At 70.2% G+C, this 13,632-nt stretch carries 11 protein-coding genes and 2 tRNA genes; 9 read left to right on the top strand and 4 right to left on the bottom strand.

Annotated features, from left to right (window positions below; all coding sequences use genetic code 11):
- The first annotated feature begins 6 nt into the window (after nucleotides 1-6).
- Nucleotides 7-432, top strand: coding sequence for a DUF1465 family protein (locus LG334_RS05690; RefSeq protein ID WP_404384147.1), 426 nt, complete (start codon nucleotides 7-9; stop codon nucleotides 430-432).
- Between the two features lie 21 nt (nucleotides 433-453).
- Here the strand turns inward: LG334_RS05690 and LG334_RS05685 are convergent, their stop codons facing one another.
- From LG334_RS05685 to LG334_RS05675, 3 genes are all read right to left on the bottom strand, one after another.
- Nucleotides 454-1,509: a response regulator gene (locus LG334_RS05685; RefSeq protein WP_404384145.1), complete on the bottom strand. Its 1,056-nt coding sequence runs from the start codon at nucleotides 1,507-1,509 to the stop codon at nucleotides 454-456.
- 128 nt (nucleotides 1,510-1,637) lie between these two features.
- A tRNA-Asp gene (locus tag LG334_RS05680) sits at nucleotides 1,638-1,714 on the bottom strand.
- Nucleotides 1,715-1,745: 31 nt separating this feature from the next.
- Nucleotides 1,746-1,822 (bottom strand) — tRNA-Asp (locus LG334_RS05675).
- A 430-nt stretch (nucleotides 1,823-2,252) separates the two neighbouring features.
- Here LG334_RS05675 and LG334_RS05670 point away from each other — a divergent pair.
- Together LG334_RS05670 and LG334_RS05665 are read left to right on the top strand one after the other, a co-directional pair.
- Nucleotides 2,253-2,471, top strand: coding sequence for a hypothetical protein (locus LG334_RS05670; RefSeq protein WP_404384143.1), 219 nt, complete (start codon nucleotides 2,253-2,255; stop codon nucleotides 2,469-2,471).
- A 126-nt stretch (nucleotides 2,472-2,597) separates the two neighbouring features.
- A complete protein-coding gene (locus LG334_RS05665) occupies nucleotides 2,598-2,765 on the top strand; it encodes a hypothetical protein (RefSeq protein WP_404384141.1) in 168 nt (55 codons plus the stop codon).
- A gap of 154 nt (nucleotides 2,766-2,919) precedes the next feature.
- Here LG334_RS05665 and LG334_RS05660 read toward each other — a convergent pair whose 3' ends face one another.
- The gene (locus LG334_RS05660) at nucleotides 2,920-3,120 is read right to left on the bottom strand and encodes a hypothetical protein (RefSeq protein ID WP_009539520.1); all 201 of its coding nucleotides are present in this window, start codon (nucleotides 3,118-3,120) and stop codon (nucleotides 2,920-2,922) included.
- A gap of 292 nt (nucleotides 3,121-3,412) precedes the next feature.
- On the opposite strand from LG334_RS05660, the gene LG334_RS05655 reads away from it, so the two are divergent.
- The 6 genes from LG334_RS05655 (at nucleotide 3,413) to LG334_RS05630 (ending at nucleotide 13,505) form a co-directional block, all read left to right on the top strand.
- The gene (locus tag LG334_RS05655) at nucleotides 3,413-6,802 is read left to right on the top strand and encodes a PAS domain S-box protein (protein ID WP_404384139.1); all 3,390 of its coding nucleotides are present in this window, start codon (nucleotides 3,413-3,415) and stop codon (nucleotides 6,800-6,802) included.
- Nucleotides 6,803-6,869: 67 nt separating this feature from the next.
- A complete protein-coding gene (locus tag LG334_RS05650) occupies nucleotides 6,870-7,571 on the top strand; it encodes an SDR family NAD(P)-dependent oxidoreductase (RefSeq protein WP_404384137.1) in 702 nt (233 codons plus the stop codon).
- Nucleotides 7,572-7,644: 73 nt separating this feature from the next.
- A complete protein-coding gene (locus tag LG334_RS05645; protein WP_404384135.1) occupies nucleotides 7,645-8,565 on the top strand; it encodes an alpha/beta hydrolase in 921 nt (306 codons plus the stop codon).
- Nucleotides 8,566-8,704: 139 nt separating this feature from the next.
- On the top strand, nucleotides 8,705-9,298 hold the full coding sequence (locus LG334_RS05640) for a TetR/AcrR family transcriptional regulator (protein WP_404384133.1): 594 nt from the start codon (nucleotides 8,705-8,707) through the stop codon (nucleotides 9,296-9,298).
- Entirely contained in the window at nucleotides 9,295-10,389 is a 1,095-nt protein-coding gene (locus LG334_RS05635) for an efflux RND transporter periplasmic adaptor subunit (protein WP_404384131.1), read from the top strand. Before LG334_RS05640 ends, LG334_RS05635 begins: the two co-directional genes overlap by 4 nt.
- A 20-nt stretch (nucleotides 10,390-10,409) precedes the next feature.
- Complete coding sequence (locus tag LG334_RS05630) at nucleotides 10,410-13,505, top strand: efflux RND transporter permease subunit (RefSeq protein WP_404384129.1); 3,096 nt, start codon at nucleotides 10,410-10,412, stop codon at nucleotides 13,503-13,505.
- The last annotated feature ends 127 nt before the right edge of the window (nucleotides 13,506-13,632 follow it).

The following is a 13,632-nucleotide window of genomic DNA, read 5'->3' as shown; positions in this document are numbered from 1 at the left end:
GTTCAATTGTCGACCTGGGTGGACGAGGAATTGCTGAACGATGCCTTCAACGAGGGGCTCGGGCTGCTGGAACGCGCCCGTGCCTTCGTGGGCACGGGCAACGCCGCCCTGGCGCCGGCGGACGCGACGCCGCTTGACCGCATCCGGCTGGCCCGCGACATGTCGCGCGTGACCAGCATGGCGACCTGCTGCATGGGCCTGCTGCTTCTCTACCGCGCCGTCGCCGACGGGCAGATGGATCGCGACGAGATGCAGGACGAGTCCCGCCGCCTGCTGGCCGAGGTCGGCGCCAACCTGCCCGACCCCGCGACGCCGCACCCCCACGTGCCGCAGCTCGAGCGCCTCATCAACGACGGCCACCACCTGTTCGCGCGGCTGGAGCGCCTGCAGAACCTGTTCGACACGGGCGGCGGCGGCCTGCGGTTGTCCTGACGCGGCCGCCGGGTGCGGCCGTCACCGTGCGGCGACAAGCCGGCGCAGGGTCTCCGCCAGTTTTTCCGGTGAGGCCGGCTTGCGCAGCAGCATGTCGACGGCGCCGTCCGGCATGGCGGCAGTATCCGGCTCGCGCCCCGAAAGCGCGATCGTGAAGACGTGCGGCCAGTCCCGCGCCAGCCGGTCGAGGAGCACCTCCCCCGGCCCGTCCGGCAGGGACAGGTCGGTCACCACCGCGTCGGGAACCTCGACCTCCAGCGCCGCCAGGGCCTCGGCTATGCTGCCGCGGACGGTCGTGGGAAAGCCGTGCTCGGTCAGGCGCTCGGCCATCATCTCGGCGATCAGCGCCTCGTCCTCCACAAGCAGGACCCGCACCGGACGGTCCGCCGACGGCGCCGCCGGCTCGGGCCGGGCGGCGGGTGCGGTGGCCGCAGGCAGGTGAAGGCGCAAGCCCGACGCTGCGGGCAGGCACCGCCCGGCCAGGGCCCGTGCCACCGCCACGGCATGGCCGCCGAATGCCGCCCTGCCCTGGGGGCGGTCATCCTCGACCGTCAGCACCACGCCGCCCCCCGGCTCGGACCCGGGCTCCGCCGCCGAAAGCGTCAGCGAGACGGAAATCCGCTCCTGCGCGGCCTCCAACGATTCGTGCAGCAGGGCCACCCCGAGCAGCATCAGCAGTCCGTCCGGCCCCTCTATCACCGCCTCCGCCACCTCGGGCGCGGCGGCGAGGCTGACGGCCGGGGCGCCGCGCGCCGCCGTCAGGGGGTCCAGGAGTTCCAGCGCCGCGTGCAGGACGGGGACGAGGGGCTGTGCCCGCACCGGCCCCCGCCCGGCCCGCGCCAGGCCGTCGAGGCCTTGAAAGATCGCCTCCAGCCGCGCCACCTGGTCGACCACAACCTCGGCGGCGGCGGCGTCCAGCCCGACCTGCCCGTCGGGACGTTCGGCGGCCAGGCGCATGATCGTCAGGGGCTGGCCGATGGCATGGATCAGGCTGCCCGTCACGGCGCCGAGCACCGCATCGCGGGCAGCCTCTACGTCCGGGGGAACGACCGGCCGGCGGGTGGCGGAACGGATCACGAAGAGCCTCCTGCTCGGCGAGGACGGATGATGAAGGACACTGTGGAAACCACCTTTCCGGCGGCATGGGTCCAACACGAAAAAGACCGGCACAGTGGCCGGTCTTTTTTCGAAAGTTCGAAGCCTGGTGGCGCGAGTGACGGGGCTCGAACCCGCGACCTCCGGCGTGACAGGCCGGCACTCTAACCAACTGAGCTACACCCGCATCCAGGCGCTTCGATATGTTTCCCCGGGAGTGGCGCGAGTGACGGGGCTCGAACCCGCGACCTCCGGCGTGACAGGCCGGCACTCTAACCAACTGAGCTACACCCGCAGCTCCCGTGGAGGGCGGCCTTATAACAAGGCCTTCAAAGCCGTGCAAGAGGAATTTGACGTTGCCGTCGACATCGCGTCACTGCGCTGTCACCTCCGCTTGCAGGCCGGCGAAGACTTATGGGGCTGACTGCGATTTGTCAATGCGTTTCGCCGCTGCCCCATGCTTCCATCGCGGTGTTGCAGCATCCTCCGTGGTGCGGGTCGCGGCGCGCCTGCCCGACCCGACGCAATCTCCCAGACTGGGCCGGCCGCCGCCGCTTGCGCGCGACCGGCTCTTTTTTTGTGTGCTGATCCTTCGGCGTGCGACTTTCGTCCGAATCTCCCTTGAAAACACCCGACCTTGGCGCTAGGTGACAGGCGCCCGGTCTTCGCAGCGCACAACGGCGCCCCGGCGGGCGAAAAATCCACAAGAAAACTCGGAGATTGTGATGCGCTTCCTCCCCCTCGTCCTGGTTGGTTTCATGGCTGCCCCCGTCTTCATCTGGGCGCTGGTGGATACCCTGTTGGTCCAGGGCACGTCCGGCAAAATGTTCGGCTTCGAGAGCGGCCCGACGGTGGCCGTGCTGATCGGCTTCGGCATCGTGGCGCTGGGCCTGCTGGGCACCTGGATGATGCGCTTCATCGCCCGCGACGAGGGCCGCGCCTGAGGCATTTGCGGTTCCCTCGCGTGCGGCGACGGGATAAGGTAGCGGGCGTATCTTGAATTCGATCGCCCGCTGCCTCACTTCAATGGGGCGATTGTTCAAATATCGATCAAGGACGGGAGCCCGCCCATGACCAGCGTGACGACCCTGCTTTCCGATCCGCTGACCGCGGCCATTGCCGCCGTGGGCGCCGCGCTCGCCCTGGGCGTTGCCGCCGCGCGGGCGCTCAGGCCCGAGCCGAAGCCGATCCCCGTCCGCATCGACGACCGCCGCCGCCGAGTGCCGCCGCGCGACTGACACCACGGAATTTCCGCTGCGCCGCCCGTGCAGGCGCCGCCGTGCGCCGATGCCGGCGTCAACGTCGGTGGTCGCAGCCCAAAAACGAGCAAGGCCGCACCCATGGGTGCGGCCTTTTTCGCGTGCGGACGACAGGGCGGACGGACGGCGGTCGTCAGGCCACCCGCTCGAAGCGGTCGCGGTCCAGCAGGGCCTCGATGGCCAGCGTGCGGGCATCCACGGGCGACCGCAGCGACCGCAACCTGGCGTGCGGAATGCGCACGCCGTCCTGGTAGACGTATTCCACTTCCCACTCCGCACCCCAGGCGGTGCGTTCCCGGAAACGCTGCCCCACTTCAACGCTTTGCTTTTTCATGATCGATCTCGCTCTTCCCACGCATGACGCGCCGCCCCCTCGGCGCCGGTGGCAAGTATAGCGCTGCGCCGCTGCGCCGGGAGCGGTTTTCGCACCCGCCGAAGCGGTGAGGCGGCCACTGCGGCAGGCCTGCAACACCTGCCGGGGAACTGGGACCGCGCGATGCCCGCCATGGCTGCCGGTCATGCCTTTGCTTGCCGCGCGCGCCCCGAGCGATCAGAATGCAGCAGAAGAATGGCCTCCTCCCAAAGGAGTAGGAAAACCGCAGGCGCATGCTCCGGGGGAAAGACGTGTGAGCCCGAACGAGACCGGCCTGGGACCGCAGGCATCCGGCGTCCGCACCGGCCTGTACGCCGGCCCGGCGGTGGATGTCGCGAGCCGGGCGAACGAACGGCGCTTCAAGCTGCTCTGGGCAAGCGTGCTGGTCATCGTGCTGGCAGGTCTCAGCCTGTCTGCCTACAGCGAGTACCGCACGGCCACCCTCCATGCCGAGCGCGCCGTCAGCGACAGCGCGCTGGTTCTCAAGCAGCACATGAGCCGGTATTTCGAAAGCGCCGACCTCATCATGCGCCATACCGCCTTCGAGGTCTCGCACCACGGGTGGTCGGACTGGAGCGCCGCCCACGCCGACACCGGCGCAACCGTCAACGAAATGCTCGAGCTGGACACCATCGCCGCCGACACGGGCTGGGTGGAAAACCTTTGGCTGCTGGACGCTGCGGGCACCGTGCGCCATGCCCTGCGGCCCGAGGAAACGGCCGCCCCCGAGCGCAGCGCCCTGGCCGATGCGGCCGCCGCCGCGATGGACGAGCCGGGAACCCCCGTCTTCGCCGAACCGGTGGCGGGCCGCTTCATGGATTGGCCGTCATTCCTGGTCGCCCGCGCCATCGAGGGCCGCGAGGGCGGCTCCCCGACCGGAGCCGTCGTGCTCTCGGTCGCCGGCGACAGCCTGGCCGACGTGTTCTCGCAGCAGGTGCTGGGCCCGCGGGGCAGCGTCGCACTAGTGCGCACCGACGGCGTGGTGCTGGCGCACTACCCCTCGACGCCGGGCGCCTCGGGCACCGCCTTGAGCGAAGGCCCTCTGCGGCAAGCCCTGCGCACCGGCGTGGAAAGCCTGACCCTGCGCAGCGAGGCCCTTCCCGACGGCCGCGACCGCATCGCCTCCTACGCCCGCGTCGATGGTCTGCCGCTGGCTGCGGTGGCGACCCATGCCGCCGCCGACCTGCGGGCACGGCTGCTGTCGGCACTGTGGCCGCAGTACCTGCTGGCCGGGGTGATCGTCGCGGGGCTTCTTGGCTTCTATCCCTTCATGATGCGGCGCCTGCGCTTCGAGCGGAAGGCGGCCCGCGACTTGGCGGAGCGCGAGCTTCTCTTCCGCTCCATCCTCAACAACGTCGGCGTGGGGTTGGGCCTGACAGCGGCCGACGGCACGGTCCGCTTCGCCAACACCGTGTTCGACCGCCTGCTGGGATACGAGCCGGGCGGGCTGACGGGCCGCAACATCGAGGACCTGACCCACCCCGACGACCGCCTGTCGACCATGTACCGCATCTCGCGCATGGAGGCGCTGGGTCCGGCGGGCCTGTCCTATGAGAAGCGCTACCTCCGGCGCGACGGCACGGCGGTGGAGGCCCTGGTGACACTGAGCCTCAAGCCGCGCGTCGGCGAGCAGGAACCGCTGCTGGTCGGCGTCATCCAGGACCTGACGGAACAGCGCGCGAGAGAAAAGGCCATCGCCTTCCAGAACAGCCTGCTGCGCATCCAGCAGGAAGCCTCGCCCGACGCCCTGCTGGTGACCGACGCCGACGGCCGCCTGCGGTCGTGGAACAGCCGGTTCCGCGCCATGTGGGATGTGCCCGAGGCGCTGCTGTCGGCGGGTGGCCTGCTGCCCGTGCTGCGCCACATCGCAAGCCACGTGGCGCCCGGCACACCGGAAACGACGGGCGAAGCGGACCAGGCCGGATGGCTGCGCCGGGCGCTGACCGACGGGCGCGTCATCGACACCCTGGAGAGCGAACTGCGCGACGGGACCGGCGCCTCCATCGGCCGGGTGTGGTTCTTCCGCGACGTCTCGGAACGTCTGGCCGCCGAGACCGCCGTGCGCGAGAGCGAAGCCCGCTATCGCGCACTGGTGGAGCAGTCGCCGGAGGCCATCGTGGTGCACAGCGACGACCGCGTGCTGTTCGCCAACTCCGCCGCCCGCAGCCTGTTCGGCTACGCCGATCCGGCGGACTGGCCCGCCGAAGCCACCGTTTCGGCGATGGTGGCGCCGGCGGTGCGCGATTACGTCCGCAGCGCCATCCGCGCCAGCGCCACCGAGCCGTGGAACGGCATCCAGGAGGACCTGCAACGCCGCGACGGCAGCCTGTTCGACGCCTGGATCATCTCGGCCCCCATCCGCGTCAACGACCAGCCGGCGTCGCAGGCCGTCATCCGTCCGCTGGATGCCGGCCAGGGTGTGCGCGGCCGCCTGATGCAGACGGCCAAGATGGCGACGCTGGGCCAGATGGCGGCCAGCGTCGCGCACGAACTGAGCCAGCCGCTCAACATCCTGTCCATGGGGCTGGAGGGCATCCGGCTGCAACAGACCCGCACGCCCCTGGCGCCCGACGACCTGGACGCCAAGCTGGAGCAGGCCACCCGCCAGTGCGGCCGCATGGCCGAGATCATCGACCACATCCGGGTTTTCAGCCGCTCCAGCAAGGGCCGGCACGTGCGCTTCGACGCCGCCGGGCCGTTGCGCGGTGCCGCCGACATGATGCGCCCGGTCTTCGAGCGCGAAGAGATCGAACTCGTCATCGACCTGCCGGCCCAGTTGGGTGTGGTGGAGGGCAGCCCGCTGGACCTTGAGCAGGTGGTCATCAACCTGCTCAAGAATGCCTTCGACGCGCTTCAGGAGTCGCGCCGGCGTCTGGTCGCCGAACGGCCGGCGGACTGGTGTCCCCGCGTGACCGTGGTCGGCCAGCCGGAACCGGAGTCGCGCCGCATCTGCGTGGAAGTCGCCGATACCGGGCCGGGCATCCCCGACGCCCTGCTGGACGACATCTTCGAGCCCTTCTTCACCACCAAGACGGAAGGCCTGGGCACCGGCCTTGGCCTGTCGATCTGCATGTCCACCATTTCGCGCATGGGGGGCACGTTGCGGCCGGCCAACCGCGACGGCGCCGTCTTTACCATCCGCCTGCCGCTGAGCGGGGACAACGGCCCCGGCGCGGAGACACCGGCCACCGCCGCAAGCGCGCCACCACCGGCCGTGGTGCTGAACGGCGCGGCCGGCGTCACCGCCGCCTCTGCGGCCGGGCCGACCGGCCATGTCCTGCTGATGGAGCCCGAAGAGGCCACCCGTCAGACTCTGGCCGTGATCCTGATCGAGCGCGGCTTCAGGGTCACCACCGCCGCCTCCGTGCCGGAGGCGGAGGGCAAGGCGCGGCTGGACCCGCCGCAGGTGCTTCTCGCGGCCCTGCCTCCGGCGGCGCACGGCGACGGCGTGAAGGACCTGCTGCACCGCCTGCGGCACCGCAATCCCGCGCTTGCGACGGTCCTGCTGGCGGGTGAGGAGACGGCACAGGATGCAGCCGCCGCCCTGCCCGGCGTGACGGCGGTGCTCGACCGCCCGGTGGAGGCGGCGCGGTTGCTGTCCGCCCTGCACGCGGCACTGGCGACGGAGGCGGGCGCGTCCTGACGCCCCGACATCCGCCGCCGCCGGTCGTGCGTATCGTCAGCAACGCCACAACAGACCGGGAGCCGTCATGCAGTCCTTTCCCCCCGGCGGGGTCGCCGCCGTCTTCGGCGCCTCGGGCGGCCTGGGCCGCGCCTTCGTGGCGCATCTCGAAGCCTCGGGCGCCTTCGATCAGGTCTTCGCCTTCTCGCGCGCCGGCACACCGCCGGTGGACGTGACCGACGAGGCCGCCGTCGCCGCCGCCGTGCAAATGGCCGCCGAGGCAGGGCCTCTGCGGCTGGTGGTCAACGCCAGCGGGTTCCTGCACGACGGCCGGTTCGGACCGGAGAAAAGCTGGCGCGCCATCGATCCTGCGCACATGGCCCGCGCCTTCGCCGTCAACGCCATCGGCCCGGCGCTGATCCTCAAGCACGCCCTGCCCGCCCTGCCGCGCGATGGCAAGGCCGTCGCCGCCACGCTGTCGGCCAAGGTGGGCTCCATCGGCGACAACCACCTGGGCGGCTGGCACAGCTACCGCGCGTCCAAGGCAGCACAGAACCAGATCGTCCGGACCATGGCGATCGAACTGGGCCGCAAGCGCAAGGAGGCCGCCGTGGTCGCCCTGCACCCCGGCACCACCGACACCGCCCTGTCCGCCCCCTTCGGAAAGGCGGGCCTGACCGTGCGGACGCCGGAGGAGGCCGTGGCACGGCTGGCGGCTGTGATCGACCGGCTTACGCCCGACGACAATGGTGCCTTTCTCTCTCACGACGGCAGCCGACTGCCCTGGTAACACCGCCCGAACCCGAGTACAGTCGTCGGATAAATCAAGAAAGTCTCATAAACGATCTCGGGAGGCGTCATCCATGGCTTTCAAGTGGTTCTACGGGGCGGGTGCGGTGCTCGCGCTGTCCCTCGGGCTGGCGGCCCAGGCGCAGGCGGCGGAGCAGCATCTGCAGATCGACCTGGCTGACCTGACCCTCAACGGCTACCTGACAACCCCCGACGACACCGAAGGCGTGCCCGACCGGGTGTTGCTGATGACCCACGGCACGCTGGCGCACGGCGAAATGTCCATCATGGAGAACCTGAAGACGGCATTGGCCGAGCGGGGCATCGCGACGCTGGCGCACACGCTGTCGCTGTCGGTGGACGACCGCACGGGCATGGTGGACTGCGGCATGCCCCACACCCACAAGGACAGCGACGCCATGACCGAGATCGGCACCTGGCTCGCCTGGCTGAAGGAGCACGGCGCCACCGCCGTTCCCATGCTCGGCCACTCGCGCGGCGGCAATCAGGTGGCGCGCTTCGCCGCCGCCGAGGATGATCCGGCGCTGACCCGCCTTGTTCTCATGGCGCCGGCGACCTGGCGCGAGGGCGAGGATGCCACGGCCTACACCGACCGCTTCGGCGCCGACCTGGACACGCTCTACCAGGAAGCCAAGGCGCTGGTGGACGAGGGCAAGGGCGACACCATGATCGGGGTTCCGGGCTTCGTCTACTGCCAGAACGCGCGCGTGACGGCGGCGTCCTTCGTCGACTATTACGCGCCCAATCCCGACCGCGACACGCCGGCGGTCCTGAAGGGCGTCGATGAGCCGACCCTGATCATCGTGGGCGGGGCGGACACAGTGGTGCCCGACCTGCCGGCCCGGCTGGAGGAGAGCGGCATCACCGACAAGGAGAACGTGGAGGTCACCGTGGTCGACGGCGCCGACCACATGTTCCTCGACTTCTTCACGGAAGATGCCGCCGACGCCATCGAGGCTTTCCTGGCCGAGTAGCGCACGCAGCACACACTGTTTTCCCGCGGATGGCGGGTCGGACGATCCGGCCCGCCATTTTCGTGCGTAGCCGGATTGACAGCGGGAGCTGCTGGCCCTACCGTCCAGACGGTACGAAAAATACCTGCGAGCTGCCCCCATGTCCCCTTCCCCCGCCCCTTCCCCCGCCCCTTCCCCCGGCGCCAAGCGCCCCCTGCGCGAGCGGGTGCTCGACGCCGCCGAGCGCGTGGTTACCCGCGACGGCGCCGCCCACCTGACCCTGGACGCCGTGGTGGCCGAAGCCGGCGTCAGCAAGGGCGGCATGCTCTATCACTTCCGCAGCAAGGAGGCCCTGCTGCAAGGGCTTCTCGCACGCACGCTGGAGCGCCACATGGCGCGGGTCGCGGACCTGCGCGCGGCCCTGCCGGACGATGCCGCCCACGGTGCCGGCCGCGCCCACCTGGCCGCCTGCATCGAGCGCCAGCCGGTGGAGCGGGAATTCGGCCTCACCCTCATCGCCGCCGCCGCCCACAACCCGGACCTGCTGGCCCCGGGCCGCAAGGTGCTGGAGGAAACGGCCGCCGCCATGCGCGACCTGGAGGCCGAGGTGCCCACCGCGCGGCTTCTGTGGCTGTCCATGCACGGGCTGCACTTCCTGGACATCCTGGGCATCTCGCCGCTGACCGACGACGAAAAGACCGAGTTGCGCGCGCAGGCGCACCGCATCCTGACCGAGACGGGAGACTCCCGATGACCGCCCTTCCCCGCCGCCTTTCCGCTGCCGCAGTCCTGCTGCTGTCGGGCCTTGCGCTTGCCGCCTGCGACGATGCCGCCGGCCAGGACGGGGACGCAGCCCGAACCCTGGAGCCCGACGTCCGCCCCGTGCGCGTCATGACCGTGGAGCCCGGCGCGGCCAACGACATCCGCCGCTTCCCGGCGCGGGTGGAGGCGGCGCAGACCTCCACCGTGTCCTTCCAGGTGCCGGGCAAGATCGCGGAATTTCCCGTGCGCGAGGGCGAAACGGTGGAGGAAGGCGCCCTGATCGCCGCCCTGGACGCCACCGACTATGAACTGGCCCTGCGCGAGGCGCGGGTACGCGCCGACCAGTTGCGCAAGGAACTGGAGCGGAAAAGGGCCCTGCGCGCGGACGGCCATGTCTCTCAGGCCACCCTCGACGACGCCCGGGCCGCCTACGAACTGGCGCGGGTCGCCGTCGACCGGGCGGAACAGAACCTGGACTACACCCGCATCGAGGCACCCTTCAAGGCGCTGGTGGCCGAGCGTCTGGTGGACCGCTTCACCAACGTGCAGGCCGGCGCGCCCGTGGCCCTGTTGCAGGACATCTCGACGCTGGACGTGGAGGTCAGCGTGCCCGAGATCACCATGGGCCGCACCCGGCAGGAGGACCTGGTGTCCGTCACCGCCTCCCTCTCCGCGCGGCCGGAGCGGGTGTTTCCGCTGACCATCAAGGAATGGGCTACCGAGCCCGATCCCAGCACGCGCGCCTATACGGTCACCTTCTCCATGGAGAACCCCGAGGACATCGGCGTGCTGCCCGGCATGTCGGCCACCGTGGAGGTCGCCATCGCCGATGCGGGCGCCGGCGCGCTGGTGGTGCCCGCCGGGGCCGTGGATGCGGGGCCGGAGGGTGATTTCCGCGTCTGGGTTCTGGACGAGGAGACGAACACCGTCCACCCGCAGCCGGTGAAGGTCGGCTCGCTGGCCGACGGCCGGCTGGAGGTGCTGGAAGGGCTGGAAGGCGGCGAGACCATCGTTTCCGCCGGTGCCGGCTTCCTGTCGGAGGGGCAGAAGGTGCGCCCCGTCGACGTCCGGCCGGCGCGCTGAGGCGAGGAGTTCAAACCGTCATGGATATCGCGCGCGCCTCCATCGAGAAGCCGGTCAACACCTGGCTCATCATCCTCATCTGCCTGATCGGCGGCATCTGGGGCCTGCTGACCCTCGGCCGCCTGGAAGACCCCGAATTCACCATCAAGGAAGCGGTCATCACCACCCCCTACCCCGGCGCCTCGGCAGTGGAGGTGGAGCAGGAGGTGACCGACCAGCTTGAAACCGCGATCCAGCGCCTGCCGCAGGTCAAGGAGGTGCGCTCGCGCTCAACGCCGGGCATGTCGCAGATCACGGTGGAGATGCGCAGCGAGTACGACAGCGAGACCCTGCCACAAATCTGGGACGAGCTGCGCCGCAAGGTCAACGACATGCAGGGCGACCTGCCGCCGGGCGCCAAGCCGTCGACCGTCAACGACGATTTCGGCGACGTCTTCGGCCTGTTCTATGCGCTCACCGCGCCCGACTACACGCAGGGAGACCTGCGCGACTTCGCCCGCACCCTGCGGCAGGAACTGTTGCAGGTGCCCGGCGTGGCGAAGGTTTCGCTCGACGGGCTGCGGGAAGAGCGCATCTTCGTGGAAATCCCCCAGTCCGTCATCACCCAGCTGGGCATCCCGCCGACCACCATCGGCGATGCGCTGTCGGTGCAGAACGCCGTGGTGGACAGCGGCGCCATGCGCGTCGACGACCAGTACGTCCGCCTGTCGCCCTCGGGCGGGTTCACGTCGGTTGAGCGCATCCAGAACCTGTTTCTGAGCGCCGGTCCGGCGGGCGGCGGAAACACCATTCGTCTGGGTGACATCGCCGACATTACCCGCGGCTACAAGGACGTGCCGGACAAGCTGATCCGCCACGACGGCGTGCCGGCGGCCACCATCGGCGTTTCCGCCCAGTCGGGCACCAACATCGTCGAGGTCGGCGAGGCCGTGGAGGCCCGCCTGGCCGAGGTCATGCGCACCCTGCCCGTCGGCGTGCAGATGCAGCCCATCTACGAGCAGCACAAGGTGGTCGACCGCGCCGTCAGCGGCTTCATCGTCAACCTGGCAAGCTCGGTGGCCATCGTGATCCTGGTGCTGTGCCTCGCCATGGGCTGGCGCGGCGGCGTCGTGGTGGGCGGCGTGCTGCTGCTGACCGTGCTGGGCACGCTGCTGATGATGAAGGTTTTCGGCATCACCATGCAGCGCATATCGCTCGGCGCCCTCATCATCGCCATGGGGATGCTGGTGGACAACGCCATCGTCATCGCCGAGGGCATGATGGTACGCATGAAGCGCGGCGTGTCGGCCAAGGCGGCGGCCAGCGAGATCGCCGGGCAGACGCAGATCCCGCTGCTGGCGGCGACCGTCATCGGCATCCTGGCCTTTTCCGGCATCGGCCTGTCCGACGACGCCACCGGCGAGTTCACCTTCAGCCTGTTCGCCGTCATCGGCATTTCGCTGCTGCTGAGCTGGATTCTCGCCGTGACGGTGACGCCGCTGCTGGCGTCCTACCTGTTCAAGACCCGATCGGCGGAAGCAGCGGCGGAGGCGGGGGAGCCGGTGCTCCTGCGCGGATATCGCCGCAGCGTGGAGGCCGCCCTGCGCCACCGGCTGATGACCATCCTGGCGCTGGTCGGGCTGACGGTGGCGGCCGTGGCGGGGTTCGGCTTCGTCAAGCAGTCGTTCTTCCCCGACAGCGCGACGCCCATCTTCTACATCGACTACTGGCGCCAGCAGGGCACCGACATCCGCGCCACCGCCGAGGACATGGCCGAGATCGAGGACCACCTGCGCGGCATGGAGGGCGTCACCAACGTCAGCACCTTCATCGGCGGCGGCGCCGACCGCATGATGCTGGTCTATGCGTCGGAACGTCCCAACGATTCCTACGGCCAGTTCGTCGTACGGGCGGAGGACGCCGACCGGATTCCCGCCATCGGCGCGGCCGCCCTGCAATGGCTGTCGGAAACTTATCCCGAGGCCGAGGCCAAGATGGAGCGCGTGCAGCTCGGCCCCGGCGGCGGCGCGAAGATCGAGGCGCGGTTCTCCGGCGCGGACCCGGCGGTGCTGCGGCGGCTGTCGTTGCAGGCGCAGGAGCTGTTCCGCGAGGCCGGGCTCATCAACGTGCGCCACGACTGGCGCCAGCGCGAAAAGCTCATCGTCCCGCGCATGGCCGAGGATCGCGCCACCGGCGTCGGCGTCACCCGCCGCGACATCGCCGACGCGCTGGCCGTGGCGACAGAGGGCCGGCAGGTGGGCCTGTACCGCGAGGGCGACCGCCTCATCCCCATCGTCATGCGGGCGCCCGAGGGCGAGCGCGGCGCCAACGCCGACCTGCGCGACCGCCGGGTGTGGGCGCCGGCCTCGCGGTCCTATGTGCCCATGAGCGAGGTTGTGGACAGCTTCGACACCGCCGACGAGAACGGCATCATCCGCCGGCTGGACAAGCAGCGCACGATCACCGCCCAGGCCGACCCGCCCTATGGCGGCAACGCGGCGGCGGCCTTCCAGAACGTGCGGCCGCTGGTGGAAGCCATCGACCTGCCCGAAGGCTACCGGCTGGAATGGGGGGGCGAGCACGAGAACTCGTCAGAGGCGCAGGCCTCGCTGGCCGCCGGCCTGCCGCTCGGGTTCCTGGCGATGGTGCTGATCACCATCGCGCTGTTCGGCAAGGTGCGCCAGCCGCTGATCATCTGGCTGTGCGTGCCCATGGCGATCTGCGGCGTCACCATCGCACTGCTGACGACGGGGCTGCCGTTCGGCTTCATGGCGCTGCTGGGCATGCTCAGCCTGTCAGGCATGCTCATCAAGAACGCCATCGTGCTGGTGGACGAGATCGACCTGCGCATCTCGGGCGGCCACCACCGCCACGCAGCCATCGTCGACGCCAGCGTCAGCCGGTTCAGCCCGGTGCTTCTGGCGGCGGTGACCACGATCCTGGGCATGGTGCCGCTGCTGTTCGACGTCTTCTTCGCGTCCATGGCCGCAACCATCATGGGCGGCCTGGCCTTCGCCACCGTGCTGACCCTGATCGCGGTGCCGGTGTTCTACGCCCTGTTCTTCCGTGTGCGCGAGGACGAGGACGACCAGGAGGACGCGGCGGAAGCGACCGCCCCGGCCGCCGGGGGGATTTAAGGGGAGGGGCGTGCGCCGCCCCTCCTACTTCCGCCGCCGCCACAGATGCCAGCCCAGCGCGCCCCACACCACGGCGCCCAGCGCGATCCATTTGATGAGACCTGCCTCCAACTCCACCGTCCAGATC

This window comes from Caenispirillum salinarum (assembly GCF_044803115.1).
GTDB lineage: Bacteria > Pseudomonadota > Alphaproteobacteria > Rhodospirillales > Rhodospirillaceae > Caenispirillum > Caenispirillum salinarum_A.
Note: the sequence above shows the minus strand (reverse complement) of the source record. Positions and strands in the feature narration are given on the sequence as shown.

What these genes read in the sequence shown, in the direction of transcription:
- LG334_RS05635 (WP_404384131.1), top strand. Translation starts at nt 9,295, where the DNA reads ATGACCGCCCTTCCCCGCCGCCTTTCCGCTGCCGCAGTCCTGCTGCTG.
- LG334_RS05640 (WP_404384133.1), top strand. Translation starts at nt 8,705, where the DNA reads ATGTCCCCTTCCCCCGCCCCTTCCCCCGCCCCTTCCCCCGGCGCCAAG.
- LG334_RS05665 (WP_404384141.1), top strand. Translation starts at nt 2,598, where the DNA reads ATGACCAGCGTGACGACCCTGCTTTCCGATCCGCTGACCGCGGCCATT.
- LG334_RS05670 (WP_404384143.1), top strand. Translation starts at nt 2,253, where the DNA reads ATGCGCTTCCTCCCCCTCGTCCTGGTTGGTTTCATGGCTGCCCCCGTC.
- LG334_RS05660 (WP_009539520.1), bottom strand. Translation starts at nt 3,120, where the DNA reads ATGAAAAAGCAAAGCGTTGAAGTGGGGCAGCGTTTCCGGGAACGCACC.
- LG334_RS05630 (WP_404384129.1), top strand. Translation starts at nt 10,410, where the DNA reads ATGGATATCGCGCGCGCCTCCATCGAGAAGCCGGTCAACACCTGGCTC.
- LG334_RS05650 (WP_404384137.1), top strand. Translation starts at nt 6,870, where the DNA reads ATGCAGTCCTTTCCCCCCGGCGGGGTCGCCGCCGTCTTCGGCGCCTCG.
- LG334_RS05645 (WP_404384135.1), top strand. Translation starts at nt 7,645, where the DNA reads ATGGCTTTCAAGTGGTTCTACGGGGCGGGTGCGGTGCTCGCGCTGTCC.